General features: G+C 52.9%; 22 protein-coding genes. 9 read left to right on the top strand and 13 right to left on the bottom strand.

What is annotated here, in order from left to right; translation table 11 throughout:
- Nucleotides 1-291: 291 nt before the first annotated feature.
- The 4 genes from KJS69_RS22470 to KJS69_RS22455 all read right to left on the bottom strand — a co-directional run bounded on the left by KJS69_RS22470 (nucleotide 292) and on the right by KJS69_RS22455 (nucleotide 3,570).
- A complete protein-coding gene (locus KJS69_RS22470) occupies nucleotides 292-1,101 on the bottom strand; it encodes a zinc ribbon domain-containing protein (protein ID WP_213586044.1) in 810 nt (269 codons plus the stop codon).
- A 562-nt stretch (nucleotides 1,102-1,663) separates the two neighbouring features.
- Entirely contained in the window at nucleotides 1,664-2,527 is an 864-nt protein-coding gene (locus tag KJS69_RS22465; RefSeq protein ID WP_213586043.1) for a 1,4-dihydroxy-6-naphtoate synthase, read from the bottom strand.
- The gene (locus tag KJS69_RS22460) at nucleotides 2,524-3,228 is read right to left on the bottom strand and encodes a futalosine hydrolase (protein ID WP_374706704.1); all 705 of its coding nucleotides are present in this window, start codon (nucleotides 3,226-3,228) and stop codon (nucleotides 2,524-2,526) included. Before KJS69_RS22460 ends, KJS69_RS22465 begins: the two co-directional genes overlap by 4 nt.
- Nucleotides 3,229-3,321: 93 nt before the next feature.
- Nucleotides 3,322-3,570 (bottom strand): hypothetical protein, encoded by a 249-nt coding sequence (locus KJS69_RS22455; RefSeq protein ID WP_213586041.1) that lies wholly within the window; start codon nucleotides 3,568-3,570, stop codon nucleotides 3,322-3,324.
- Nucleotides 3,571-3,724: 154 nt separating this feature from the next.
- Between KJS69_RS22455 and KJS69_RS22450 the strand changes: the two genes are divergently transcribed.
- From KJS69_RS22450 to KJS69_RS22425, 6 genes are all read left to right on the top strand, one after another.
- Complete coding sequence (locus tag KJS69_RS22450; RefSeq protein ID WP_213586040.1) at nucleotides 3,725-5,125, top strand: family 4 glycosyl hydrolase; 1,401 nt, start codon at nucleotides 3,725-3,727, stop codon at nucleotides 5,123-5,125.
- A complete protein-coding gene (locus KJS69_RS22445; RefSeq protein ID WP_213586039.1) occupies nucleotides 5,118-6,020 on the top strand; it encodes a carbohydrate kinase family protein in 903 nt (300 codons plus the stop codon). The genes KJS69_RS22450 and KJS69_RS22445 overlap by 8 nt, the downstream gene beginning before the upstream one ends.
- A 25-nt stretch (nucleotides 6,021-6,045) precedes the next feature.
- On the top strand, nucleotides 6,046-7,353 hold the full coding sequence (locus tag KJS69_RS22440) for an ABC transporter substrate-binding protein (protein WP_213586038.1): 1,308 nt from the start codon (nucleotides 6,046-6,048) through the stop codon (nucleotides 7,351-7,353).
- A gap of 89 nt (nucleotides 7,354-7,442) precedes the next feature.
- On the top strand, nucleotides 7,443-8,306 hold the full coding sequence (locus KJS69_RS22435; RefSeq protein WP_213586037.1) for a carbohydrate ABC transporter permease: 864 nt from the start codon (nucleotides 7,443-7,445) through the stop codon (nucleotides 8,304-8,306).
- A 12-nt stretch (nucleotides 8,307-8,318) separates the two neighbouring features.
- A complete protein-coding gene (locus KJS69_RS22430) occupies nucleotides 8,319-9,146 on the top strand; it encodes a carbohydrate ABC transporter permease (protein ID WP_213586036.1) in 828 nt (275 codons plus the stop codon).
- Between the two features lie 25 nt (nucleotides 9,147-9,171).
- Nucleotides 9,172-10,068: an AraC family transcriptional regulator gene (locus KJS69_RS22425; RefSeq protein ID WP_213586035.1), complete on the top strand. Its 897-nt coding sequence runs from the start codon at nucleotides 9,172-9,174 to the stop codon at nucleotides 10,066-10,068.
- An 884-nt stretch (nucleotides 10,069-10,952) separates the two neighbouring features.
- Here KJS69_RS22425 and KJS69_RS22420 read toward each other — a convergent pair.
- A complete protein-coding gene (locus KJS69_RS22420; RefSeq protein WP_213586034.1) occupies nucleotides 10,953-13,673 on the bottom strand; it encodes a sugar-binding protein in 2,721 nt (906 codons plus the stop codon).
- A 156-nt stretch (nucleotides 13,674-13,829) separates the two neighbouring features.
- Here KJS69_RS22420 and KJS69_RS30315 point away from each other — a divergent pair, with 156 nt between their 5' ends.
- Nucleotides 13,830-14,006, top strand: coding sequence for a DUF2653 family protein (locus KJS69_RS30315; RefSeq protein WP_213586033.1), 177 nt, complete (start codon nucleotides 13,830-13,832; stop codon nucleotides 14,004-14,006).
- A gap of 450 nt (nucleotides 14,007-14,456) precedes the next feature.
- Here the strand turns inward: KJS69_RS30315 and KJS69_RS22410 are convergent, their stop codons facing one another.
- The 7 genes from KJS69_RS22410 to iolD form a co-directional block, all read right to left on the bottom strand.
- On the bottom strand, nucleotides 14,457-15,467 hold the full coding sequence (locus KJS69_RS22410) for a LacI family DNA-binding transcriptional regulator (protein ID WP_213586032.1): 1,011 nt from the start codon (nucleotides 15,465-15,467) through the stop codon (nucleotides 14,457-14,459).
- A 234-nt stretch (nucleotides 15,468-15,701) separates the two neighbouring features.
- The gene (gene iolB, locus KJS69_RS22405) at nucleotides 15,702-16,523 is read right to left on the bottom strand and encodes a 5-deoxy-glucuronate isomerase (protein ID WP_213586164.1); all 822 of its coding nucleotides are present in this window, start codon (nucleotides 16,521-16,523) and stop codon (nucleotides 15,702-15,704) included.
- Nucleotides 16,524-16,541: 18 nt separating this feature from the next.
- Nucleotides 16,542-17,564, bottom strand: a complete 1,023-nt coding sequence (iolG, locus tag KJS69_RS22400; RefSeq protein WP_213586031.1) for an inositol 2-dehydrogenase — start codon at nucleotides 17,562-17,564, stop codon at nucleotides 16,542-16,544.
- A gap of 22 nt (nucleotides 17,565-17,586) precedes the next feature.
- Nucleotides 17,587-19,032 carry a CoA-acylating methylmalonate-semialdehyde dehydrogenase gene (locus KJS69_RS22395; RefSeq protein ID WP_213586030.1) on the bottom strand — a complete coding sequence of 482 codons (1,446 nt, stop codon included), beginning with the start codon at nucleotides 19,030-19,032 and terminating at the stop codon, nucleotides 17,587-17,589.
- 35 nt (nucleotides 19,033-19,067) lie between these two features.
- Nucleotides 19,068-20,081: a 5-dehydro-2-deoxygluconokinase gene (iolC, locus tag KJS69_RS22390; protein ID WP_213586029.1), complete on the bottom strand. Its 1,014-nt coding sequence runs from the start codon at nucleotides 20,079-20,081 to the stop codon at nucleotides 19,068-19,070.
- A gap of 2 nt (nucleotides 20,082-20,083) precedes the next feature.
- A complete protein-coding gene (iolE, locus tag KJS69_RS22385) occupies nucleotides 20,084-20,995 on the bottom strand; it encodes a myo-inosose-2 dehydratase (protein ID WP_213586028.1) in 912 nt (303 codons plus the stop codon).
- Between the two features lie 20 nt (nucleotides 20,996-21,015).
- On the bottom strand, nucleotides 21,016-22,881 hold the full coding sequence (gene iolD / locus KJS69_RS22380) for a 3D-(3,5/4)-trihydroxycyclohexane-1,2-dione acylhydrolase (decyclizing) (protein WP_213586027.1): 1,866 nt from the start codon (nucleotides 22,879-22,881) through the stop codon (nucleotides 21,016-21,018).
- 1,050 nt (nucleotides 22,882-23,931) lie between these two features.
- Between iolD and KJS69_RS22375 the strand changes: the two genes are divergently transcribed.
- Complete coding sequence (locus KJS69_RS22375) at nucleotides 23,932-24,954, top strand: hypothetical protein (protein WP_213586026.1); 1,023 nt, start codon at nucleotides 23,932-23,934, stop codon at nucleotides 24,952-24,954.
- A gap of 62 nt (nucleotides 24,955-25,016) precedes the next feature.
- Entirely contained in the window at nucleotides 25,017-25,433 is a 417-nt protein-coding gene (locus tag KJS69_RS22370) for an NUDIX hydrolase (RefSeq protein ID WP_213586025.1), read from the top strand.
- On the opposite strand, the gene KJS69_RS29795 is transcribed toward KJS69_RS22370, so the two are convergent.
- Nucleotides 25,422-25,693, bottom strand: a 272-nt coding sequence (locus KJS69_RS29795; RefSeq protein ID WP_249730666.1) for a transposase, incomplete at its 5' end; no start/stop codon positions are given. The genes KJS69_RS22370 and KJS69_RS29795 overlap by 12 nt on opposite strands.

The raw sequence follows: 25,693 nt of genomic DNA, 5'->3' as shown, positions 1-25,693 counted from the left end.
TTTCGGGCCTAAATGAACAAATCTACTGCACATTTGCAGTAGATTTGTCAAAATGAGAGTAAAAGTCGCCGATCGAATGTATTTTTGCATTCATTCCTTCGTAAAACATTCATATCGTGCAAAACCCAAAACTACACATCCACAACTAATGGTTTTCCCACAGCTTCTTTAATACCGTCAAGTTAACTGTCGGGGGGATTCAGATAACTCCCTCGTTCATCCTTAAGCAATATGGAAACAAAGGCAAGTAAGCTGCATGCCGAAGCACAACGCGTGTCCTGTTGATATTCTCTAGAAGCCCAGTATTAAAGAACTGAACGAACCCGTCAGCGAATCTCCCGCTACCCACAAATAAAAGCAGATAACAAAGAAGACCAGAAACAGACTATACAGTGGATCGACAGAAGCCGATTCGGCTTCCTGCTTGAAAGAATAAAGGGTCATGAGGACGGCAGCGATCCAACCAATCAGAATAAAAACAAGCAGGATTAAAGCAATCGTTCTGAGACCGATAAGCGAGGCAAGAAAAAAGACTACCGTCAATCCGGCAGGGACTAACGCCAACGCGCTGTAGCGAGAAAGCACATCCGTGAAGCCTTTGGAAGACTTCATTAAATATTTAACCGCTACCCAAAGCATCAGAACCGTTAACAGCACCAGAACAGAAATGTGGAAAAAACTGACAATAAATGTTTTAAATATCGGCACCTTCAAGCCTAAACTTAAAATTCCCACTTTGACACTTCGCAGCAAGGAAACGTTCGCCATGCTAAAGAACAGCACGAATAACCCAAGCGTAATCCAGCCGTGAAGCGACTGGGACCGGAGCGCCTCTACTCCATTAGTTAGTGGGGCTTTAAGCTGACTAAGTGCGTAGCTCCAATAATCCTTCGCAACCACCTTCCCTTTATCCACATAGGGGCTCCACTTATCCTGAGCTGAAGCGGAGGCAGGTTGAGCGCCCTCCGGTGAAGGCCCATTCTCACCCCGCCCGGTTATTTCTGCGGCGGCGGCAGACTCCTCATCCAGAAAGTAGCCGCACTCCTTGCAAATTTTTTCGTGATCCTTATTCGGTTGATAGCAATTGGGACAATGAATCATACAGCCTCTTCTCCTTCCTACCTACATAGTTCCTGGTGTTCTTATCCTCCACCATTCCATTCCTGTTCCTGGAATAGCAACTCTCTGAAAATATATGCTTTTCCAACCGTTTAATACTAATTTATACGGTTGTTTAGAGTTCAGGTTTCTGGTTAGAACAAAATATTTCAACTAATATATTCCATCCATATAAACATAATCCTTTTAAATTCGTCAATTTTTTTATGATTTTGTCGAATTCAATGAATACTCCCGCCACTTATCTACGCTGTCGCTTCGATGGAAGTGGGGGTTTCTGATGTATCTTCCTGAGCTATCTCAGGAGGCTTAACACCAGTGGAGTTGACACGTTGATGGTCTGGTGACCATCCAACCCCTCTATCCCATTCGCTTCTTCGGAAGAAAAGTAAGTATTTGTAAAAAAATAGAAAAACACTTGCGTCAAATACGCAAGTGTTCCTGATGCGGCTCTTAGGTGCAAGCCATCCTGATTGATTCGTGACCGCAGGAAATATAACTTATTAATTCCATTGTGTGGTTAAGGATAGAGTCAGCCTTAGGATTAGTCGGTCCTGGTCCACCGCAGTGTCTCCAGATCGAACTTCGGCACCAATCCTTCATCCGCAGCGCGGCCAAGGAGAGCATGGATCGCCGCATAGCCGTCCTTGCCCAGCTCAGCGGTGAACTCGTTCACATACAAGTCAATATGCGCTTTGGCGACTTCGGGATTCATCTCTTGAGCATGGCCCAAGACATAATTCTGCGATTCTTCCGGGTGTGCCCAGGCATGCTGCACCGACTCGCGCGTCCACCGGGCAATGGAAGCCAGGTCCAGAGAGCGCTTGGCGATGATCGCTCCCAGCGGAATGGGAAGGCCTGTATCCTCCTCCCACCACGCTCCGAGATCAGCCAGCAGATTTAATCCATAGGACGGATAGGTGAAACGCGCCTCGTGAATCACCAGGCCGGCATCGATCTTGCCATCGCGTACCGCCGGCATAATCTCATGAAACGGCATAATGACGATCTCGCCCACGCCGCCGGGCACGTTGCGGGCGGCCCACAGCCGAAACAGCAGATAGGCTGTGGAACGTTCGCTCGGCACCGCCACGCGCCGCCCCGCCAGTGCCGCTGCGCCACCCGCGCGGCCTGTCCCTTCTGCCGGCTTCGCCGTCAGCACCAATGGACCGCAGCCTCTGCCCAACGCACCTCCACAGGGCAGCAGTGCATAGTCGGTCAGCACCCACGGCAGGGCGGCGTACGAAATTTTCAGTACGTCCGGCCCATTAGCGGCCACCGCCAAATGATTGGTCACGTCAATATCGGCATAGGTGACATCGAGCTTCGGCGCTCCCGGGATAAGCCCGTGCACCCATGCATGAAATACAAATGTGTCGTTAGGACAAGGGGAAAAAGCAATCTTCATTCCAGCACCTCCTGCAGTACTGCGCCGGCGGCTGCCAGCGCGTCCAATGCTTCCTCAATCCGCCAAGCGGCCCGGTCCCGCGGCCCCACCGGATTGGAGATCGCGCGGAGCTCCAGCACCGGCAGGCCGAATTGGCAGGCGGCCGTCGCTACGCCGAAGCCTTCCATGCCTTCGGCGGCCGCCCCGGGCACCCGCGCGGCCAGCTCCGCGGCGGTCTCGGCCGTGCCGGTCACGGTCGAGACCGTGACGGCCGGGCCCACCGCGACCGGCAAGCCGGCTTCGCGCAATGCCGCAGCCAGCCGGGACGCCAAGCCGTCCGCGGCCGGGATGCGGGCAGAGCCGAAGCCGAGCTCGTCCAGGCTGCGGAAGCCTTCGGCGGTCTGCGCCCCCAGATCGGCGGCGACGATTTCGTCGGCCACGACCAGCGTGCCGATCTCCGCACGGCCGACGAAGCCGCCGCCGATCCCGGCGCTGACCACGAGGGTGTATCCGCCCGCGGCCAGCGCCGCCGCTGTGCCCGCTGCGGCTGCGGCGGGTCCTACGCCCGCCGCCAGGACGTCGATCCTGCCGGCGTCCCGAAGCCCGCGCAGCACAGCCTCCCGCTCGGCGGGAACGGCGGTCACGACGAGGATTCGCCCGCCGCGTCTATTCAATCCGGAATGCGAAGTTCCGGACAAATCTGTCTTCTGTTCAGCAGCCATATCCATTCTCCTCTACCCGTAGTTACTATTTAAATGTAACACATGACGAAAAGATAGAAAAATATTGCCTCTCGATCCTCTACTCTCTATGAATCACACCAGCATCGGAACGAAAATATAGAATGTCCGCTTGAACCGTTCCGTCAATTCGCAAATTATATAGAGCGAGTCGAACCCCCGAGAGATGTGGCACGGCAGCGGACCGGCGGTGACCTGCCAGTGGCGCGGCAGCGGACAGGCAGTGGACTGCCAGTGGCACGGCAGCGGCACGGCGGCGGACAGTTCTTCCGCCGAATTCATCCCTTCGAGGGAGTAGTCCCTTTGTTGCTCCCGCATGCCCATTTTCGTACAAGCTCCCCTGTCGGCCTACGACTTACACCCGACTGCGCAAAGCAAAAAAAGTAAAAATATCTAAACTTTCAAACAAATGATCATTAGCGGAAAAACGCTTTCAATCTTACACTGGATACAGATAAACAACAAAGGAGGCAAACTTATGAAGCTGGCTTTAATCGGAGGAGCCGGGGTGAGAACGCCGAGCATGATCTACGACCTGGTCCGCAAGCAGCAGGAAATTCCAATCCGCGAGTTATGCATTCACGATATTAGCCAGGAAAAAATCGATACGATCGGCGCCATCGTGAAGCATTTGGTGCAACAATACGGTTCCCCTTTCCAAGTCGAAGTAACGACGGATTTCGCAAAAGCCGTTCGGGGAGCGGATTTCATCTATACCGCGATACGGGTCGGCGGCGAGGAAGGCCGGGCGATCGACGAACGGGTCGCCTTGCGACACGGAGTTCTCGGGCAAGAAACGACCGGTCCCGGCGGGTTCGCCATGGCGCTGCGGACGATCCCCGTCATGCTGGAATATGCCGCAATCATCGAGAAGGAGGCGCCGAACGCATGGGTTGTCAATTTTACCAATCCTGCCGGCCTCATTACCGAAGCATTGACTAAATATACGAACCTGAAAATGATCGGCATCTGCGACGCCCCTTCGGCGATGAAGCTCGATATCGCCAAGTTTCTAAACGAAGCTCCCGATCAGATCCACTTGAATTACGTAGGTCTGAATCATCTGGGCTGGGTGAACCGCATTATGGTGCGAGGCAGCGACCGACTGCCCGAAATCATCGACAATTACGAAAAATTTACCGTCGGATGTCCGCATATGGCTTGCTTCTCTCCGACCCTGATCAAGCAGCTCCGCATGCTGCCGAACGAATACTTATACTATTATTATTACCGCGAACAAGCCATAGACTATATATTAAACAGCCCGCGAACGCGCGGTGAGCAAATCGTGGAGTTGAACAAAAACTTAATGGCCCAATTGGCGGAGAAGCTCCGCCAAGGAGAGATGAAAGAGGCGCTCGACCTATACACAGGCACGATGGCGGAGCGGCAGAACAGCTATATGTCGGCCGAAACCGGCAATGCCGGAAGTCCCCATGCCCAGCAGGGGGATCACGCGGGAGCGGATCCGCTCGAGAACGAAGGATATGCGGGCCTCGCGCTGTCGATATTATCGGCCATCTATAATAACCGCAAAACAAGCCTCATTCTAAACGTGCCGAACCGCGGCGCCGTCCAAGGCTTGCTTGACAACGATGTCGTCGAAGTGCCTTGCTTGCTTGACGCGAACGGCCCGGTGCCATTGAACGTAGGGGCTATTCCGGAAACGGCGAACGGGCTAATTCAAAGCGTGAAGCAATACGAGCGGTACACGGTATCCGCCGCGGTCCACGGTTCGTATGAAGATGCCATGATGGCGCTGACCGTCCATCCGCTCGTATTATCCCAATCGCTCGCCCGGAACATTCTGGACGATTATTTGCAGCAGCATCGACAATATTTACCGAGATTCGGACACAAAGGAGCACTGCATGGATAAACATGACGTAATATTTATCGGTTCGGCTTGCTGTGATCTTATTTTTAACGGGTTGCCTTCCTTGCCGAAACTGGGGGAAGAGATTTGGGCAGAGCATTTGGAATTGACCGTCGGCGGCATGATGAATTCAGCAGCGGCGGCCGCCCGTCTAGGGATGAAAGTCGGCCTTGCGGCCGAAGCGGGAGACGATTTGTGGGGAGACATGATTGTTGCCAAAATGAAAGAGGAAGGCATCGACCTGCAATTCGTACACAAACATGTCGAACCGTATCCGCAAATTACCGTAGCCTTGAATTATCGGGAGGACCGATCGTTCGTCTCCTATGCGGACCAGCGGAATTTCGACCTTCATTTGCGCCATTTGCATCATCTATTGCGAAACTCGGATTCACGCGTATATCACTTCGCGGCGCAAAGGCCATATTTCGACCTGATCCGGGAGGCGAGACAGCTTGGCAAAACGATAAGTCTGGATACTAGCTGGGACGAAGACTGGCTGCAATCTTCGGAGCTGAAAGATATGATCGGTTTGGCAGATATTTTCATTCCGAACTTGAAGGAAGCGCAATGGATTACAGGCAAGCAGCATCCCGACGAGGCGCTTGCGGAATTATCCGCACTTTGCCCCGTCGCCATCATCAAGCTGGGCGAGCAAGGCGCGATTGGCCGGGCTGACGGCGAGCGGTATGCGGCGGAGGCGAAGCGGGTGCAAGTGGCGGATTCGACCGGAGCCGGGGATTGCTTCGCGGCAGGCTTCCTGTACGGATGGCTGCAGCGCAAACCGATGGAGGAATGTCTGCGCATCGCCAACTATTGCGGCGGCAAATGCGTTGAGTCGATGGGAGGCTATACGGGCGCTCCCACCTTGGAGCAGTTACTTCATGATTTCACATAAAACCATTTTATAGAGGGGGATTTCCATGAAGGTCAAAAGAACAGCTTCCATTCCAGTGTTGGCGGTAATGTGCGCCTCCCTGCTCCTGCAAGCATGCGGAGCGAAAGGCTCCTCCGAGCCGGGAGAGGGCGGATCGTCGGATAAACTCATCGAACTCGTATTCTCGACCCATTGGGTCGGGGAGGATGGCAAGGCGGACATCGTGCAGCAAATTGTGAACGATTTCAATGCGCAATACGAAGGAAAAGCGAAAGTGTCGATCGACGCGATCCCGGACGACGACGTCTACCAGGATAAAATGAAAACGAATTTGTCGACGAACAGCTTGCCCGACATTTTTACTTTCTACTATAATCCTGTGGAGTCAAAGCGTTATTACAGTTCCGGAAAGCTGCTGGATCTTACGCCATATATGAGCGACGAATGGAAAGGCAATTTGAAGGAAGACGTCCTCGCGACCGGGCGGTTCAACGATCAACTATTGGCCATCCCGCTCGAACAGATGGTTACGCCGATCTTCTACAATCAATCGCTACTCGAGCAGGCGGGCATTCAGCAATTTCCACAAACATGGGATGAGGTGATCGATGCAGCCGAAGCGTTGAAGAAGAACGACATCTATGCGTTTGCGATGGGAACCGGCGAGAACGCTTGGTCCGCCATGCTCCTATATTCGTATCTTGTATCCAGCATCGGCGGTCCCGATGTATTGGAGCAAGGATTGGACGATCCCGCGTACGTGCAGGCGGCCGAAATGCTCAAGCAGTTGTTCGCTTACTCTCCGAAAGATGCCGTCGGGGCGACCTATCAGCAATACGCCAGCCATTATTTGAATGAGAAGGCGGCCATGATCGTCAACGGACCATGGATGATCTCCGAATTTCTGGAGAAGGGCGGCGAAACTCTCGCGGCTAAAATGGGCGTCGGCACTTCACCGAGCGCGAAGGACGGGGCCGGCAATCAAGGGGCTCTCATCTCGGGAATCGGTTGGACGATGGCCGGCAAGAAGCAGGACAATGCGCAGCGGGCCGAATATACGGCCAAGTTTATCGAATTTTTCACCCATCCGGATAACGCCAAGAAAATTTTTCTGGAAAGCGGGGAAATATTCGAATCGACCAACTATCCAATCGAGCCAAGCGATCAGGTCGATGCGATTTCCCAAGAGATTTTAAGCAAACTAAACGCGGCTCCGCAAACGTACGATTACTTTGAAGGGATGACCGGCTCGGCTGTCAAAATCGAATTCCCGACAGCGCTCTCCGGTTTGGTTCTCGGCCAATTCACGGCCGAACAGTTTGTCGATATGTTGAAGAAGGCGAGCATGGAGTAAAAGGGTGTTTGTGGCAAATATGACGGGATTTCCGCGGCCCATCGCCGCGGAAATTCCGTCAGAACCTTTGATTAGAGAGGTCCGAGCATATGAAAAATCATCATCGAATAGGCGTTATTTTATTTTTAATCCCTGCCGTTGTAGTCTTCCTTATTTATTATATATACCCGATCGGATTTTTGGCTTATACGAGCTTGATGAAGTGGGATTCGATCACGCCGATGGAATTCGTCGGTTTGGATAATTTCAGAAGGCTGCTTGAGGACAGCGTGTTTCATAAATCATTATTGAACACGCTTCTATGGGGCGCCGCCGCCGTCTTTATCCATATTCCGATGGCGATGATCGTCGCGATGATTTTATCGCGCAAAATAGCGGGGTGGAAATTTTTCCGGACCGTTTTTTTTATACCCAATCTCATTTCTACCTTGGCACTGGCGATGTTATGGCAATTTATTTACAACGGAGAGTTCGGGCTGCTGAACGAGTTGCTTCAATTTCTCGGGCTGGGCTCCTGGCAGCATAACTGGCTCGGTGAACTGCATACCGCTTTTCCGGCGCTGATCGGCCAATGGATTTTCTATATCGGGTTTTTCATGATTATTTTCATGTCGTTTATTTCAACGATCGACCCGTCTCTATACGAATCGGCGCAAATCGACGGCGCGAGCGCCCTGAAGCAGGAATGGCATATTACACTCCCTTTGCTCAAGCCTGCGCTCTCGATTGCCGTTCTGCTGTCGTTAACCGATACGCTCAAAAATTTCGAGGCTCCGTTTCTGCTGACGAACGGCGGTCCGATCAACCAGACGATGGTTCTGTCGCTGCACATCTATAATAAGATGGTTTCCTATCAATACGGATACGCGAACACGCTCGCCGTCATGCTGATTGCGATCGGCGCCGCCATGGTGCTTGCCGTGCGTCTGGCGTTCCGTGAGAAAGATCTGTAGAGGGGGATCAATATGAATTGGAAAACCAGTGTTGCTAAACTTCCGGCCTATCTCGTCATTCTGTTCTTTCTGGGCATCACGATGCTCCCCATCCTTTGGATCTTGATCGGTTCGCTCAAAAGCAACGCGGAATTGATGAGTTCGCCTTTTTCCTTGCCGCAAGAGTGGCATTTCGCCAACTACCGCAAAGCTTACGTCGTAGGGCAGCTCGGGCAGTTGTTTCTCAATTCGGTATTCGTCAGTCTGCTATCCGTCGGCTTCTGTTTGCTGATCGCAACTTTGGCCGCTTATGCGGTCAGCCAAGGCAAGAAGTGGACCGTATCGGTATATGTCGCGATGACGGCCGGTATTTTTCTTCCGGTCAATTCGTTAATGGTTCCCTATTATTTGATTGCGGGCCAGTTCGGTTTACTGAATTCGAAATGGGCGTTGATAACGACTTATACCGCGATGGGTTTCCCGCTAACGCTATTGCTCGTATATGGATTCGTCCGCTCCGTGCCGAAAGAAATTATGGAATCGGCCTATATGGACGGCGCGGGCTTCTATTACACCTATGGGCGCATTCTAATTCCGTTAATTCGTCCCGGCATGGCTACGGCCGCCATTTTTCAGTTTCTATTATGCTGGAATGAATTTCTATACGCCCTGCTATTGACCAGCGACCAGAAAGTACGTACTTTACAGGTGGGCATCAGTTTGTTCAAATCGCAATTTAACGCCGACTTCGCGGCGATGTTCGCGGCGATTGTCATCAGCGTCATTCCGATCGTCATTATTTTTATTCTGTTGCAAAAACAAGTGATTCAAGGATTGACAAGCGGCGCGTTAAAAGGTTGATCTACCAGAAGGAGTGATCGATATTATGAACAGACTTCCGGAATCGCTGCAAACGTTTCGCAGCTTCTGCGATTTCCAAATTTTTATCAATCGCAATGAAGGCGAGTGGCGCATGCCGTTCGAATGGCATGAACCGCTCGAAATTTTCTATGTCGTATCGGGTAGAGGCAAATATTATATCGAAAATAAAGTATACGTTTTCGAGCCCGGCGATCTGTTCGTCATCGGCAATCACGAATTGCATAAAAGCCAATTGATCAATCAAGAGCCGTTTGAAGCGATGATCATCATGTTCGATCCGTCGCTTGCCAATCTCATCCAGTTGGATGACGGGGTCGATCCGCTGTCGCTGTTCTACGAACGGACGGACGACTTCTCGCATCAACTGAAAGTGAATCCGAAGCTGCAGCCGAAGCTGCGGTGGTGCTTCGATCTGATGATGGAGGAATACGACCGCAAGGAAGGCTTCTCGCTGCGTGCGGTCGGTTCCCTCCTGCAATGGCTGTTGCTGGAATTGAAGCGGGAGTACGGCCGGAACAAGCGCTATAACCAGATTGAATGCTGGAACGGCGTTCACTTGAAGCCGGTTGTCCAGAACGCGATGGAATATATTAATCGACGCTATAACGAAAATATCAACTTATCCAAGCTGTCGTCCGAGCTGCGGGTGAACCCGTCTTACTTAAGCCGGGAATTCAAGCATAACACCGGCTTTTCGATCGTGGAATTCATTTCGTTCAAACGAATTTGGCACGCCAAGGAAATGCTGCTCTATACCGATACGCAGGTCACGGAAATTGCCTATCAGGTCGGCTTCAACAATGTCACGCATTTTCATTGGATGTTTAAGAAAATGATCGGCGTCAGTCCGAATAAATATCGCAAGCTGCCCAAAATTTTTTACAATCTTAAAAAATATTGACGTCGAGCATCCGAAATCAAGGGCTTCGTAGAGGCGCGAGGAAATCGATGGTTGCCCGGCCAAGGACATGAATTAAGCTTCCTGCAAACGGAAGCTTTTTATTTTTCCGCTTTGGGCAAGAAGAGCGGTATACATCTCACTGTGGCGAACACGAATACCTTTGTATGCATTTACAGGACTAGGGCTCAAATTGCAATTTTGTGTATGAAATTTCGAACAAAGTCGGCTAATTCGATCCATACGCCGCCCATTGTATATGATTTTTCGTGCACATCTACAGGATGAGGGCTCAAATCCCGATCTGTGTATGAAATTTCGAACTAAATCGGCTAATTCGATCCATACGCCGCCCATTGTATATGATTTTTCGTACACATCTACAGGATGAGGGCTCAAATCCCGATCTGTGTATGGAATTTCGAACAAAATCGGCTAATTCGATGCGTACGCCGCTCATTGTATATGATTTTTCGTACACATCTACAAGATGAGGGTTCAAATCCCGATCTGTGCATGGAATTTCGAACAAAATCGGTAATTCGATGCATCCGCCGCCCATTCTATGTGAACGAAACCGACTCACATTGCATGTTTTCTGAAATAAAGGCCCTTCATTACCTGGGCCTATTCTTTCCCGCTGGAGCGGTATTGTTTGAAAAGATGCCCATGTTGATTCGTCATCCCAACCCGTTTTAAAACGCCAGAGGAACTTTGCCTATTATTTGCGATTATTGTACATATTGTGCAATACTTTGGCAAGATCTGCCCTCAAACCTCCATAGTTGTTGCACCAATGGATACAATGCAGCATAAAGATCGCCATGAAATCTTTTGCGACTTCATCAACAAACTGAGGCGGCATCAACATGATACCGCCTCACATGCTACTCCTTCTTGACAGGCTCCGATAAAGCCGCGGTTGCGCCGGTCTCGGTTTCAAACGCCGCTAACACGATCCCGTCTTGCTGCACCTGATTAGCCCGATCCTTCGCAACCGGCAGGAGCAGCTTCTCCGTCTTGCCCGGCTCAAGCCGAACGGATCGGTAAGCGAGCGCTTCATCGTCCGCCCAGATGAACAGATGGGCTTCGCCCGCTACTTTCGCTTTCAGCTCGACGATAACCGAATCGTCCTGCCAAACCGGCTTCGCTTGGAATTGAACGGCCTTGCCGGCATCGCGCCCGCCGGCGAGCGGAACGCCGTCCGCTATCGATTGGAGAATCGACTGCGGCGAAGCTACGCTGCGTCCGACGTCAACGGCGCCGTCTTTCCCCCGGTCATAGCCGGCTAGCGACACTTGGCCCCAGCGGTACGGATCGCCTTGTACGCCGCCCCATGTAGACCAGCCGAGACGCGTTTGTCCTGTTTTGTCTTGCGTGTCGGAATCGTAGATGAAAATATTCAAGCCCATCCGCTGGGGATCGATCGGCGCCGGCAAATCGGCGAACGGAATTTTCGCCTCAATCGTATAACCGGCATACGGTTCGCTTACGGTCGATTTGACGACCATTCCCGGAGCCGTCTCGGCAATCAGGCCTTGCTTATGATCGGCATCGCGGTACGCCGCCGCGGGATTGCCATGCTGCGCATCGTCCGTCACCGGGAAAATGCCGACTTTGAACGTCGTCGACGTATTCTCCGAATCGCCGCGCGGATCGATGGCGATCTCGACAGAATCGGTGCGCCAATGACGCTTCGCGTCATCCGGCGGCAGAACGGCGCCCAGCACATCGTCCTTGACATGAATGACGAAATAAAGCGCATCGTCATACCAAGTCACCTTCGCGCTGCCGGAGGCATCCGCCTCGGATTCCGGCGCTTCGCCTTCCCACACCCGGCTTAAGTCCAACTCGACGCCGGGATATTCCCCGGGGGATTCCACGCCGTCGATACGCGGCGCGGCATCCACCTTCGCGATCTCCGCGACCGGCACCAGGTTCAGAGCGGCCGCCTGTGTACTGCTTCCGCCCATGCTTGTCGTCTGAACGGTAAAGTTATAATCTCCCTTCTCTCCGCCCTCATTGGACGTTTTCAAGTCGGGATTCGTGTTTTTCACCTGGAATTTCACTTTGCCGGTTGCCCCTGGCTGCAAATTGGAATAGGTTCGCATCGCCGGCTCCGCCTTAAAACCTTCAGGCAGTTGCAGCGTTACTTCGCCATTCTGCTTGCGGTCACTGTAATTCGTCACATCGACTTCCACTGTGCGCGTCTCGCCGACGCCGAGAGCAAGCACCGGCTTGATCAAATTATCAAGCTGCGGTACGCCGACTTGCTGCGCCCAGTTCCGGAACTGCGCCACTTGCGGCAAAGGCTGGAGCGTGCCCGTCACTTCCGGCGAAACGTTGACGACCCGGCTTGTAAAGCCTTCCATATCCCCGGCCGTCAAGCGGGCGTTAAGCCGTACGCGCTTCAACTCCGCATTATCCGGCACCGTTACCGTAAATTCGGCGGAAACCGGTTCATTCGGTTCCAGCTTGGCGACCGCGCCTTTTCCTTCCGCTTTCCATCCGTCCGGCAATTCCAGACGGATTTCGGCATCGCGAAGCGTCTCTTTTCCTCCGTTGAGCACATGGGCCGTTACGTTAAACGATTGGCCGCGCACAAGTTGGAAGGCGTCGGTCGTCAAATACAATTCGGAGCCGAGCGGCAAGCCGCCTTCCGCTTGCTTCAGCGCCCCGGCCAAGATCGCCTCGGAATCCGTCCCGCTTTCCAGGCCGGGCACGCGACTATCAATTTCTGTAAACGAGTCGCAGCCTAATTGCTGCCCGTCGGCTGACACGTCAGGGAAGACCGCCCAGCCTTGGGTTACATATTCGCGCTGCGCATCCCGTTCCACTTGGCCCCATGTTTTGCCATGCTTTGCCGAATAACGTCCGTTCCAGACGCCGTATACCTCATCCGTCGGCTCAGTAGGCACAAACGTCGAATCACAGCTCTCCCCAAGCTGCCCCGATCCGGCGGCATACCGCATCAATAGTTTGCTCGCCCGCCAGGGCTTCAGCCCTTCCTGTTCGATCTGTTCGGGGAAGACGTCCGGATCGGCAGCGGCATAGAACGCTTCGACCGCCAATCGAGCCGCATACTGGTGGTTGCCGTGATTGCCGGGTGTCGGCGAAGGGTTCATCGTGACGATCAATTCCGGGCGCGTCATGCGCACGATCCGGACCGCTTTTTCCAAAGAATCGTCATGGCCCCACATTTCCTCCGTCAAAGGCGCGCTAACCGTGTAGTAGAAATCTAGTTTATCCAAATTATAAATATGCTCGATGCCTGCTTTCCCCACTGCGTTGCGCTCTTCCTTTTCCCGTATAATGCCCAGAGCCGCTCCTTCTTCCGGTCCCGCCGCGTTGCCTCCTCCTTCTCCTCTCGTAACGGTAATGACGCCTGTACGAATGCCCTCGTACTCGTTCCATTGTCCGAAGGTGGACAAGCTGCCCGCCTCGTCGTCGGGATGAGCTCCGACAAACAGCACGTCAAGCCCGACCGGGCGTTCTGCCGATTTGGCAGCGGCCATCATCCCGTTGCCGCCCAAAGGGGCCAAGACCATAGTCAACGCCAGCAAAGCGCTTACAAAAATCGATTTTCTGCCTTTCGTCATCGCGAACATCGTTCTACTCCCTCCTGTAATTAGAGTCTGAGTAGAATATACTAGTTTGCGGAAACGACCGCTAACGAAATATTGACAGAATCTTTAGATTTTATGACCTTCGTGAATACTTGGACTGCAACTCTTTCATTATCATGACGCCAGCTACAAGAAATTATGAATGCCCTCTGTCTGCATATCGCAGAACTCAAGCAAGCCCAGCCCACCAGGTGCAAGTGCAGTTTATTGTGGGATGAACAGTTAGGGTTTTCCACTGAAGTTACAGTAGAGGGCCGAGCGAGAATGGACATTCAGGGGCAACTAAACGAACGACCTATAGACGTGCAGCGGTGACCAATGACCAGAGGACATGCGGAAGTGCACGTCTTTTGGCAAGAATCCGGTAAAAAACAAGAAAGACGCGCAAAAGTACACGTCTTTTCCAATAAAAACTGAAAATCGGGCTAAATGAGAAGATTGACCTGCATATTTGTTGGTCTTTTGCTATTCCTGGAACTCCTGATTGGATCCAGCGTAGGACTTTGTGTCATGCCGCTTTATACACATTTGTTAAAAGTAGCCCCGGAACATTTGGTCACTCGTGTCTCCTCGTTATCAAACGCCACACCCCTGCAAGGGGCTCAAAGATCCGGAACATTTCTGCCCTGAGAGGCGCCAACACAGGAAGTACAACGATCATTGTCTTTACAAGTTCTTCAACAGTTGAACAGTTATACTTTATATTTTAAAATACGCCAATTTCACTAAAATTAGGAAACCGGCGCATCTATGCTTGAAATGAACTTAACGGACAGCATTCGAAGTCGATTGGCGGACGATTAATTCAGGTCGCAATACGACCCGCTGCATCGTCGTATCCGGATTGTTCTCCAACTGGCCGAGCAACAGATTGAACACAAGCTTGGCCATCTGGTCCATCGGCTGAGCAACCGTCGTCAACGCCGGATCGGTGACGGACGACAGAATGGTATTATCGAACCCGACAACGGATACGTCTTCGGGAACGCGAAATCCTTCTTCCTTGGCGGCTTGCAGCGCCCCGACGGCAAGGATGTCGTTGCTGCAGAAGATCGCCGTCGGCCGTTCCGCTTGACGCAGCAGATGTTTAGCGCCCCGCTTGGCATCTTCGATCGTATGATCGCAAGTAATGATGCTTTCTTCGTTCAGCGCGACGCCGGCTTCGAACAAAGCGAACGAAAAGCCTCTGATCCGCTCGCGGCTGCTGCTTACCTTCAAACTTTCCGCTAATACGGAAAGACGAAGATGTCCGAGCTCGAGCAGGTGACGGGCCGCAAGCGTTCCGCCGAGGAAATCGTCCGTCACGACGGTATGCGCGGTCAACGATTCGACCTCCCGGGCGATCATCGCAATCGGTATCGATTTATGCTGCAATTGCTTCAATAATTCGATATTATCGATGCCTGTGCCGATAATGATGCCGTCCACGCTTTTTTGTTCCAGCAGCTTGAGATAACGCTCGACTTTTTCATCTTTATTGTCCGTACTGCAAATGATAAGACTGTACCCCGACTGATGCGTCTCGTCCTCGATCGCTCTGGCGATTTCCGCAAAAAACGGATTGGATACGTCCGGAATGAGCAAACCGAGGGTGAAGGTCCGTTTGCCCATTAAGGCCGAAGCGATCACGCTCGGTTTGTATTGCAGCCGCTCCATGATTTTGAATATTTCTTCCCGTCTTTTTTTGCTTATTTTGCCTTTGCCGTTGATCACATTGGATACGGTAGCGATGGACACGCCGGCTTCTTTGGCAACATCGTATATGGTAGCTTTCATGAACATCCCCGACTCATTGATTTTACCGAAGTGGATAAAATAACCCCGCAAAGTGATGCATAGCTTCGAAGCGCATTCCGTCCGCACTCAACGTCGGTGTCTAAACCTTCCTCTTAACGCGGTCACTCTTCCTGCTTTGCATCGATAGGAGTTTATTAAAAAACGGGGATGGATTAATGCTCTCATCCCCTTACCCCATTATGCGTATTTTCTGCGTCCGATGCAATATGATCTCTATTTATGTGAGGCCGGGTGGTTCATCAGCCAGGCATGATCTGGATCGTTATGGAACTTCCAGGTGCGGACAGGGCCTGCCATGACATTTAAGTAATACGCGTCGTAGCCAGGAGGCGCGGATACGGGATGGTATCCGCGGGGGACCAGCACCGCTTCGCCGTCCCGCACGACGAGCGTCTCGTCGAGCGAACGGTCGTCGGTATAGACCCGCTGCACCGCAAACCCTTGCTCCGGCTGAATTTTGAAATAATACGTTTCTTCCAGCAACGACTCGTCGGGCAGCGCGTCGCGGTCATGCTTATGGGGCGGATAGCTCGACCAATGGCCGCCCGGCGTAAACACTTCCACGACGAGCAGACTGTCGGCCGGCTCCTGTTCCGGCAAAATGTTGTGAATATGCCGCTGCATATTGCCGCTGCCGCGCACCTCGACGCCGACATGCTCCGGGGCGATCAGCCTTGCCTGATGATTCCCTTGGCCCGGCGCGCTGCAAACGGCCACTTCCACATCCGTGAGCGCCTCGATTTCATACATGTCACCACTCGGCACGTACACGGAATACGGAGGAATTTGCTCGAATACGCTCATCCGCTGCCCGATGTTCTGCCACGATCGTTCCGATGTGCTCGCATTCGCCTTCCCGCTCAGCAGCACGAGGCATGCTTCCCGCTCCCCGGTAACGCCGCGCAAGGAGTCACCCGCAGCGATAAGATGAACCTCAAATCCGACATAGGTCCATTGTGCACTTTCCGGGGTGATGGCCAGGACTCGGGTATCGTCTTCTCCAGGGAACACCGGTTTTACTATCAAATTGGACAAGTTCCTCACTCCTGTTCCTTATTTGTCGAGTTCGTCTAACTCATCAAGCCGGACCGGACGCCGCAACCGCAATGATTGTTTCGCGGCCAAGGCTATGCTTTCCGCCTGCAAGGCGTCACAACCATCCACAAGAAGTGGACCGCCGTGAAGCAAGCATTCGATAAATTCACGCGTCTCATCGACGTATGCTTGGTTGTAGCGTTCCAGAAAGAAATGCAGCGGCTTGTCGGAATACGTTCCATCTGCGCTGCTGACGACCGCGCTGTTGGGATAATCATTGGCGACGGCGACGCTTCCTTTCGAACCGAACACTTCCGCCCGCTGATCGTATCCGTACACCGCCTGGCGGCTGTTATCGATGACGCCGAGCGCCCCGTTCTCGAATCGCAGGGTAATGACAGCGGTATCGATATCGCCATACTTGGCAAACACCGGATCGACAAGCACATTTCCTTGCGCGTACACTTCCTCCACTTCGCTCCCCGACAAATACCGGGCCATGTCGAAATCGTGAATCGCCATATCCATAAACAGTCCGCCGGACAACCGAATGTAGCTTTCATCGGGCGGACTCGGATCGCGCGACGTAATTTTGATCAGATGCGGCTGGCCGATCGTCCCCGCTTGCACATGCTCCCGCACCCGTTTGAAGTTATGATCGAACCGACGGTTGAAGCCGATTTGCAGTTTGACGCCGGCCGCAGCCGCCGCAGCGACCGCTTCCCTCGTCTGTGCGAGATCCATGCTGACCGGCTTCTCGCAAAAAATATGTTTTCCCGCTTGCGCCGCTTGTTTGATCAGCGGTACATGCGTATCGGTCGAAGAGCAAATGAATACGGCATCAATGTCGGGATGGGCGATAATCTCGCTGCTGTCTGCTACCAGTCCGATCCCCCGGTCCGCCGCCCAGACTTCGAGCTCGGGACCTGCAAACAGATCGCTGATCGCCGCAATGTCGACATTCGGAAGTCTCGACATATTGTCGGCATGAATTTTCCCGATTCGGCCCGCGCCGATAATGCCGATCGTTATTTTTTTCATAGACACGTATCCTTTCTACGGCTTACCACCTTGCGGTCACCATTTTCTTTCTCGTATAAAATTCAACCCCGTCCGTGCCGTTCGCATGCAAATCGCCGTAAAACGACTTCTTCCAGCCGGAGAACGGGAAGAACGCCATCGGCGCGGGTACACCGAGGTTGACTCCGAGCATGCCGGCATCGATTTGCTCGCGGAACTGGCGGGCATGGCTGCCGCTCATGGTGAACAAGCAGGCTCCGTTGGCGAACTCCGATCGATTCGCCAGCTCGATCGCCTCCTCGAGAGTGTCCGCTCTGACGACGGATAAGACGGGGGCGAAAATTTCATCTTCCCAAATTTTCATCCCGCACCGTACGCCGTCGAAAATCGTCGGCCCGACAAAATACCCTTCACCGGAAGACGCCGAATCTTGACGACCGTCGCGGACGAGCAAAGCGCCTTCGTTCTCTCCGATTTCTATATATTTCACGGTACGTTCCTTGTGAGGCTCCCGAATAACCGGTCCGAGGAACACGCCCTCGTCGAGCCCGTTTCCGATCGTAATCCGGTCTGCGGCCTGAACCAGCCTGTTCACCAATTCATCGCCGATGTCTCCGACCGCTACAACGACGGAGCATGCCATGCAGCGTTCCCCCGCGGATCCGAAAGCGGCGTTCACGATTTCCTTGACGGCCAGATCGAGATCCGCATCCGGCATGACGATCGTATGGTTTTTGGCTCCGGCCAATGCCTGCACGCGTTTGCCGTGGGAGGAGGCCGTTACATAGACGTATTCGGCGACCGGCTGGGAGCCGACGAAGGATACGGCTTTGACGTCTGGATGCTCCAGTATGCCGTTCACTACGTCGTGAGCACCATGTACGACGTTCAACACTCCCGCGGGAAGTCCCGCTTCATGCATCAGTTCCGCCAAGCGATTGGCGAGCAGCGGCGTACGTTCGGACGGCTTCAGCACGAACGTGTTGCCGCAAGCGATCGCGAGCGGAAACATCCAGCAGGGCACCATCATCGGGAAATTGAAAGGGGTAATGCCCCCGACGACGCCGATCGGATAGCGGAACATGCCCGATTCCAGGTTCGTGGCGATATCCGGCAACTGTTTGCCCATCATAAGCGACGGCACGCCCGCCGCAAACTCGACGCATTCGATTCCGCGCAATACTTCGCCGTAAGCTTCGTTATAGCTTTTGCCGTTTTCTTTCGTAATCAGCTTCGCAAGCTCTTCCCAATGCTGGACGAGAAGCTGCTGATACGCGAACATAATGCGCGCGCGGCGGGGCACCGGCGTGCGGCTCCAGCTTGCGAACGCCTCCCCGGCTTCCCGCACGGCCGCATCCACATCCGCCGGAGTGGATAGCGGAACTTGCGCGAGAATCTCCTCCGTGGCCGGATTATAGACCGGTTCGAAACGGACGGCCCCCGAATCGGTCCATTCGCCGCCGATCCAATTTTTCAATATTGTCGCCATCGTGTGTATATCTCCTTTTTCATTATAATGGGGTACTACTCCACTTCGATCTCGCCAGATTTGCAGCGTTCGATATAGGCATCCACTTGCGCGACCGTCGGCATGGCGTCCGAACAGCTATGGCTCGAGATGACAATACAAGCCGCAGCGCTGCCGAATTCCATGCATGTCGTCATCGTCCATCCTTGCATGATTCCGTACAGAAATCCGGCCGCATAAGAATCGCCCGCGCCGAATGTCTTCACCACTTTGGCCGGAAAGCTCTGGGCGCGATGGCCGATCCCATCGCCCGTATAAGCGATCGACCCCTCCTTGCCGTGTTTAATGACGACGATTTTCGCGCGATGGCCGAACCATCTGGACGCCGTCACCCGGTCGTCCCGCTCCGGATTGCCGCCGAACCGCTCCATCCTATCGAACTCTTCCCGGGTGCCGAGAATGATGTCGCATTTCTCCGCCGCCAAGTTATAGTAAACCGCCGTCTCCTCATCCGATTTCCACGTGTACGGGCGATAATCCAGGTCGAATGCGACGATCGTTCCGTGTTCTTGGGCATATTGCAGCGATTGAAGCACCGCTTCCCGCGACGGGCTTTGCGCCAGCGCCGTTCCGGAAATGAGCAGCACCTTCGATCCGGCAATGAGCTCTTCCTGCACTTCTCCCGCGGTCAGCAGCAAATCGGCCGCATTGTCCCGGTACATCAAAATGCTGCAATCGGTCGGGCTTTTAATTTCCGTAAAGGCGAGTCCCGTCACCGCTCCGGTATGATCGGTAACGACATTGCCGGTATGAATCCGGTTTTGCTCCAAATAGCCGCGAATAAAGCGTCCCATTTGATCGTCCGCGATTTTGCCGATGAATGCCGTCTTCATGCCGAATCGCGACATGCCGATCGCAATATTCGCGGGGGAACCGCCGACATATTTGGTAAAAGTCATCGTTTCTTCCATCGGCCGATGGATCTCGTTCGCGTTCAAATCGATGCATAGCCTGCCGATCGCCGTAAAATCATACGGTCTGTCCGCCGGAAACTCGATATACCGTTCCATGTTTACGCACCTTCCTTTTCCAAAATAATCTTGTTCAAATAGTTGAGCGATGTCCGGGCATACTCATGCGGAGGATGCTCCGCCGGATCTTGTTCTCCCTCCAGCATCGCCCACCCGTCATAACCGCGCTGCAGCAGTTCCCCGATAATCGGCCGGAAATCGAGATCGCCCGTTCCGGGCAGCGTAAATACGCCCCGCTTGATGCATTCAATGAAATCCAACTCTGTTTCCCGCGCATGCGCCAATACCTCTTTGCGTACATCCTTGAGATGGACGTATGCGATGCGATCGTAATGCTTGCGCAGAAGTGCAAGCGGGTCGGCGCCTCCGAAATACGCGTGTCCCGTATCGTACAGCAAGCTGACGAACTCGGGATCGGTCATCTCCATCAGCCGGTCAATTTCCTCGGGACGCTCGACAACCGTGCCTCCATGGTGATGGTAAGTCAGCTTCATCCCATATTCGCTTGCGATCGCTCCGGCGGCATTCAAACCTTCGGCGAGGCTCTTCCAGCCCGCTTCGTCCAGCCGAATCACCCCTCTCTGTCCCGGCGATCTCCGGGGATCGAACTGGGGTGAACCTCCGCTCTCGCAAGTGCTGATCACTTTGCAGCCCATCTCATGCAGAAATTGCGCATGACGGCGATAGCTCTCCAGTTCTTCACGACGGCAGGACGGATCGGAGAACAGCACCGACTTCCATTGGGAAACGAGCTGCATGCCGCGTTTATCGAGCTCTTGCCGCAACGCAGCGGCTTCTTGCGGATATTTGCGCCCCATTTCCGTTCCAAGCAGTCCGAGGGATTGCATATCGTCGAGAATTTGGTCATAAGTCGTATGTTCGCCATGCTCCTTCACATCCTCGCCGACCCAATTGATCGGATGCGCGCCGATGCGGAATAATTTCCGTCTCATATTCGGACCTCTCCCTTGTTCTAATATAAGTGGATACGCTCGATTCGCCGCTGCCTGTTCGCATGCTCGGCAACGACTTTATCGCTTGCCGACACTTCCGGCACGCCGACGTTCCACCAAGATTCGTAACCGTCCGTACTCGTCCCCGGCAGAACCGAAATTTCAATGAGCACGGTAACGGTTTCTTCCTTCGCCCGTTGCAAAGCTTCCCTGAGCTCCTCTGCCGTCCCGGCTTGATACGTCTTCGCTCCCAAACTGCGGGCATACGCGGCATAATCGATCGGCATATAGGATCCCGTCAACCGGTTTGTATGCGCTTCCCGATAACGGAATTCGTTGCCGAAGCCGTCACTGCCATGCCCTCTCTGCAAGTCATGGATACATTGAAAACCGTGATTATTGAACAATAAAACCGTAAATTTTTGGCCTTCCTGCAAGCTTGTCACCAATTCCGAGTGCAGCATCAAGTAGCTGCCGTCTCCTACAAGAGCGTACACTTCCCGGTCGGGTTCCGCCATGGCGGCGCCGAAAGCGCCAGACACCTCATAACCCATACAGGAAAATCCGTATTCCATATGATACGTTTTCGGCTCCTCGCTTCTCCATATTCGATGCAAATCGCCCGGCAGGCTTCCGGCCGCGCAGACGACAACGGCAGAAGAGTCGATTGTCCCGTTAATGACACCCAACACCCGGGTTTGCGTCAGCCCTCGATCGCTTTCAAGCTGGTGCAAACGATCGACTTCCGCATTCCATTCCGCTTGCAAGGCGGCGATTTCTCCATCGGCGTAGCCGCTGCGGTAGCCAGCGCCGGTCATGGCCTCCCGGAGCGCCCTCAATCCTTCCCTCGCATCGGCGAGCAGGGAAACACCGTTTAGTTTCGCGGCATCCATGCCGTTTACGTTAATGTTGAGAAACCGGACATCCCGATGCTCGAATGCCGATTTGGACGAAGTTGTAAAATCCGAATAGCGCGTTCCTACGCCGATGATGACATCCGCTTCCTTCGCCAGCTTGTTCGCCGCCAGCGTGCCGGTCACCCCGACGCCGCCGATGCTCAGCGGATGCTTCCATGAGATCGCGCTTTTCCCCGCCTGCGTTTCGGCGACCGGAATATGGAACGTCTCCGCGAACCGCAGCAATTCCTGCGCCGCTTCCGAGTACAGCACGCCGCCTCCGGCGATAATAAGCGGTCGCTTCCTGCCCGACATCAGTTCCGCTGCGCGTTTGACGGAATCCGCCGCAGGGGGACGTCGGTCGATGTAATGGACTCTCTTGGCAAAGAACGATGCTGGATAATCGTAAGCTTCCGCTTGCACGTCTTGCGGCAGCGCCAAGGTGACCGCGCCCGTCTCGGCCGGGTCCGTCAATACGCGCATCGCTTGAACGGCCGCCGACATCAGCTGTTCCGGCCGGACGATCCGGTCCCAATATTTGCTGACCGGCTTGAAGCAATCCGCTGCCGAAATCGTATAGTCTCCGCTTGCTTCCAGCTGCTGCAGCACCGGATCGGGCTGTCTATCCGCGAAATTGTCCCCCGGAAGCAGCAGTACCGGAATACGGTTTACGGTAGCGGTCGCCGCCGCCGTCACCATATTTAAAGCTCCCGGTCCGATCGAAGACGTACAGGCGAAAATTTGTTTGCGATTCTTCTGTTTGGCGTAGGCGGTCGCCGCGTGAACCATCCCTTGCTCGTTTTTACCCTGTATGTACGTCAATTCGCCCGGGCTGCGCTCCAAAGCTTCCCCGATGCCTGTCACGTTGCCATGGCCGAAAATGCCCATGACGCCTTTCACAAACTTCGTTTCGACGCCGTCGACGGAAACGTACTGGCCGTCCAAAAACTTGAGCAATGCCTGAGCCATCGTCAATCGCAACTTGCTCATGCAACTTCACCTCCATTTAGGTTAAGCGCTTATCTATACAATTTATTCTAGTCCCATAATATTTATTACTAACATTGGGTTAAGCGCTTTACCCATAGGGTATAATGAATTGCCAATTTAAGCAACACTTTTTTTTGGAATGCTGCTGCATCATCCATTAGATTGTTATGTTATCGGGGTCCTCACAAAGTACTCGGAATCTGCTTCGAAGCTGTTTTTCACTTTGTGGGGCTGGCTGTTTTGGGGCTCACTTGATTTGGAGCGGGACATAGAGCAGGTCCCCCCCACTTTCAGAACCAGTCGGCTGCACACTATGGTATAATAGCGGATAACTATATACTCGGCACTAAAGATTTCAAAGCTCATGAAGTGGAGAAAGAAAGATGCTTCCAGGGCGAGTTTTGGCTTTGTATTCCTACCACCCGAAGGCCCAATTAATAAATAAGGAATCTGTTGGTTTCGGGGTCCCCGAAAAGTAATCGGAATTCACTACGAAGCATATCCTCACTTTTTGGGGTAGGAGGTTGATGTTTGAAGCTTCGGAGGCACTTTCCTTCGGAACGGAATGAGAGCTTTCTTTAGTGCCGCTTAAATAGTAGCTGTCGATAGATAGTTGAACAGTTTTCGCGAATTTACCCCGGATTGGATTACAGATCGTCTTGCTACGGACCGTATCGCAGGTTCTAACGAAACTACATCCCGTTAAATCGCTATTTTCGCCCAAGTATAGATTTTAAAGAAACTGTGTATCGCTATCTTCCTTTGTTCACCTCTTTTCGACGATTTTTCCGCTTATAGCGTTACCTGGTTTCGTTACAATGGAAAAGGTCTCGTTTTGCAAGGAATAGCGATTTGTAGTTTTGTTAGAAATACGGAACTGCTGGCCTGGCATGTAGAAGTCGAATATTTCGTTAGCGATACTGTGCCACTGACTTCTTATACAGAAAGCGTTTGCACAAATTTCGTTGGAAATGTCCGGATTCCGTGCAAAAATGATTGCAAAGTAACAAATAGAATACACTCAGCTAAAAGAACAAGGAGGCTTGGAACATGACCCTTACTTTTCGTGCAGAGCAGGAGTTCTTTACCTTTCTGGATCCGGCCGGGAAACCGCTGGAGCGCAAAACGGAAGTCCGCTTCGATCCCTTGACCGGGGAAACGTCGCGGCTTGTTTACGACCCCGGGGCCGGGGCCCCCTTCACTCCTCCGGGCTACGAGGAGGCGGCTAAGGCTACCGAAGGAAGCAAGTGCCCCTTCTGTCCGGAAAATGTACATACGATGACCCCTACATTTTCTAACGAGATTGCGGAGGACGGAAGAATCGTTAAAGGGGAAGCGGTCGCCTTTCCCAATCTATTTCCTTACGGCAAGCATAACGCTGTCGTGCGGATGACCGATTCGCATTATGTCCGTCTGGACGAGTTCAGCATTCCGATCCTCGCAGACGCCCTGTCCGTCGCTCATGCCTATCTGTCCAAAGTTCTCCAGACCGACCCGAAGGCCACCCATGCGTCCATCAACTGGAATTACCTTCCCCCTTCGGGCGGAAGTATACTGCACCCGCACATTCATGTGCTTGCTTCCGAGCAGCAGACCCGTTATCAAGCGACGGTTTCCGAATGCGGCCAGGCTTTCTATGACAAATATCAGCAAAACTACCATCAACTATTGTTGAAAGAGGAAAGACGGCTTCAGCAGCGCTGGGTCGGGCAGCAGGATACCCTCGAATGGGTACATGCCTATGCTCCAAGAAGCCATTATGACTTTGTCGGGATTTATGAAGATGCACGGTCATTCGCTGAGCTGAATGAGCGGCATTGGCTGGCTTTGGCCGAGAGCCTGCTGAGGTTCTTCCGTTTCTTCCGGGAGGCGGGCATAGCAAGCTTTAACCTGGCGGTCTTCATTCCTGTTCATCGGACTGAAGCCAGCGGGGTGCACATCCGATTGATCCCCCGTCTGACCACCGGATTACTGGCGACGAGCGATATGAACGTATTCAATTTTGTTCATGGCGAATACCTGAGTCTCCGGGCTCCGGAGACCGCCTCCAAGGAAGCGGCCGCCTTTTTTTAATAACTCTGTTTCGGTTATTTCGGTCAAAATTCCCTAGACCGCATAATATAAGGAGATCAGTCATGCAAGGATATAATGTTCTTATGGTATACAGCAAGGATATGAATCAGTTGCTTATGTGCAAACGATTAAAGGACCCTTATAAAGGATTAAGCAATCTGGTCGGCGGCAAAATCGAAAGCGGAGAATCCGGGATCGACGCTGCTTATCGAGAACTGCATGAAGAAACAAACATTTCAAGAGAACAGATTACTTTGCACCATCTAATGGATTTCAAATACTATTTTCAAGATTGCTATGTTGAAGTTTATGCCGGCAGATTGAAGGGGGACGTAGAGATCTCGGGGGATGAAAACGAATTGTACTGGTCTGATTTGAACCGGGATTTTTTTGACATGACCTTATTTGCAGGTGAAGGCAATATCGGGCATATGATTGAACAAGTGAAGATGAGCAAAAATAGATTTCTAGAGGATTAAACCCACCCCTTTCAACGATGGGATGATAATTTTTGATAGGGCTGTCCAATAAGTCCCTAAAATAAAAAGTTGGGCGGGAAACAGGCACGTTTTCCGTCCAACTTTTTTTCGCCTTTGTTTCTGTAAGAAAGCAGCGAGGCGGATGCCTGCTACTTTCAGTAAATTGTGGGCCAAAGCCACAATCCCGAACTCCGTGTGAACCTTTTCCAGGCCCCGCAAGGAAAACCGTCGGAACGACCGATTGCCCTTGATGTGACCAA

This window comes from Paenibacillus sp. J2TS4, assembly GCF_018403245.1.
Lineage (GTDB): Bacteria > Bacillota > Bacilli > Paenibacillales > NBRC-103111 > Paenibacillus_L.
Note: the sequence above shows the minus strand (reverse complement) of the source record. Positions and strands in the feature narration are given on the sequence as shown.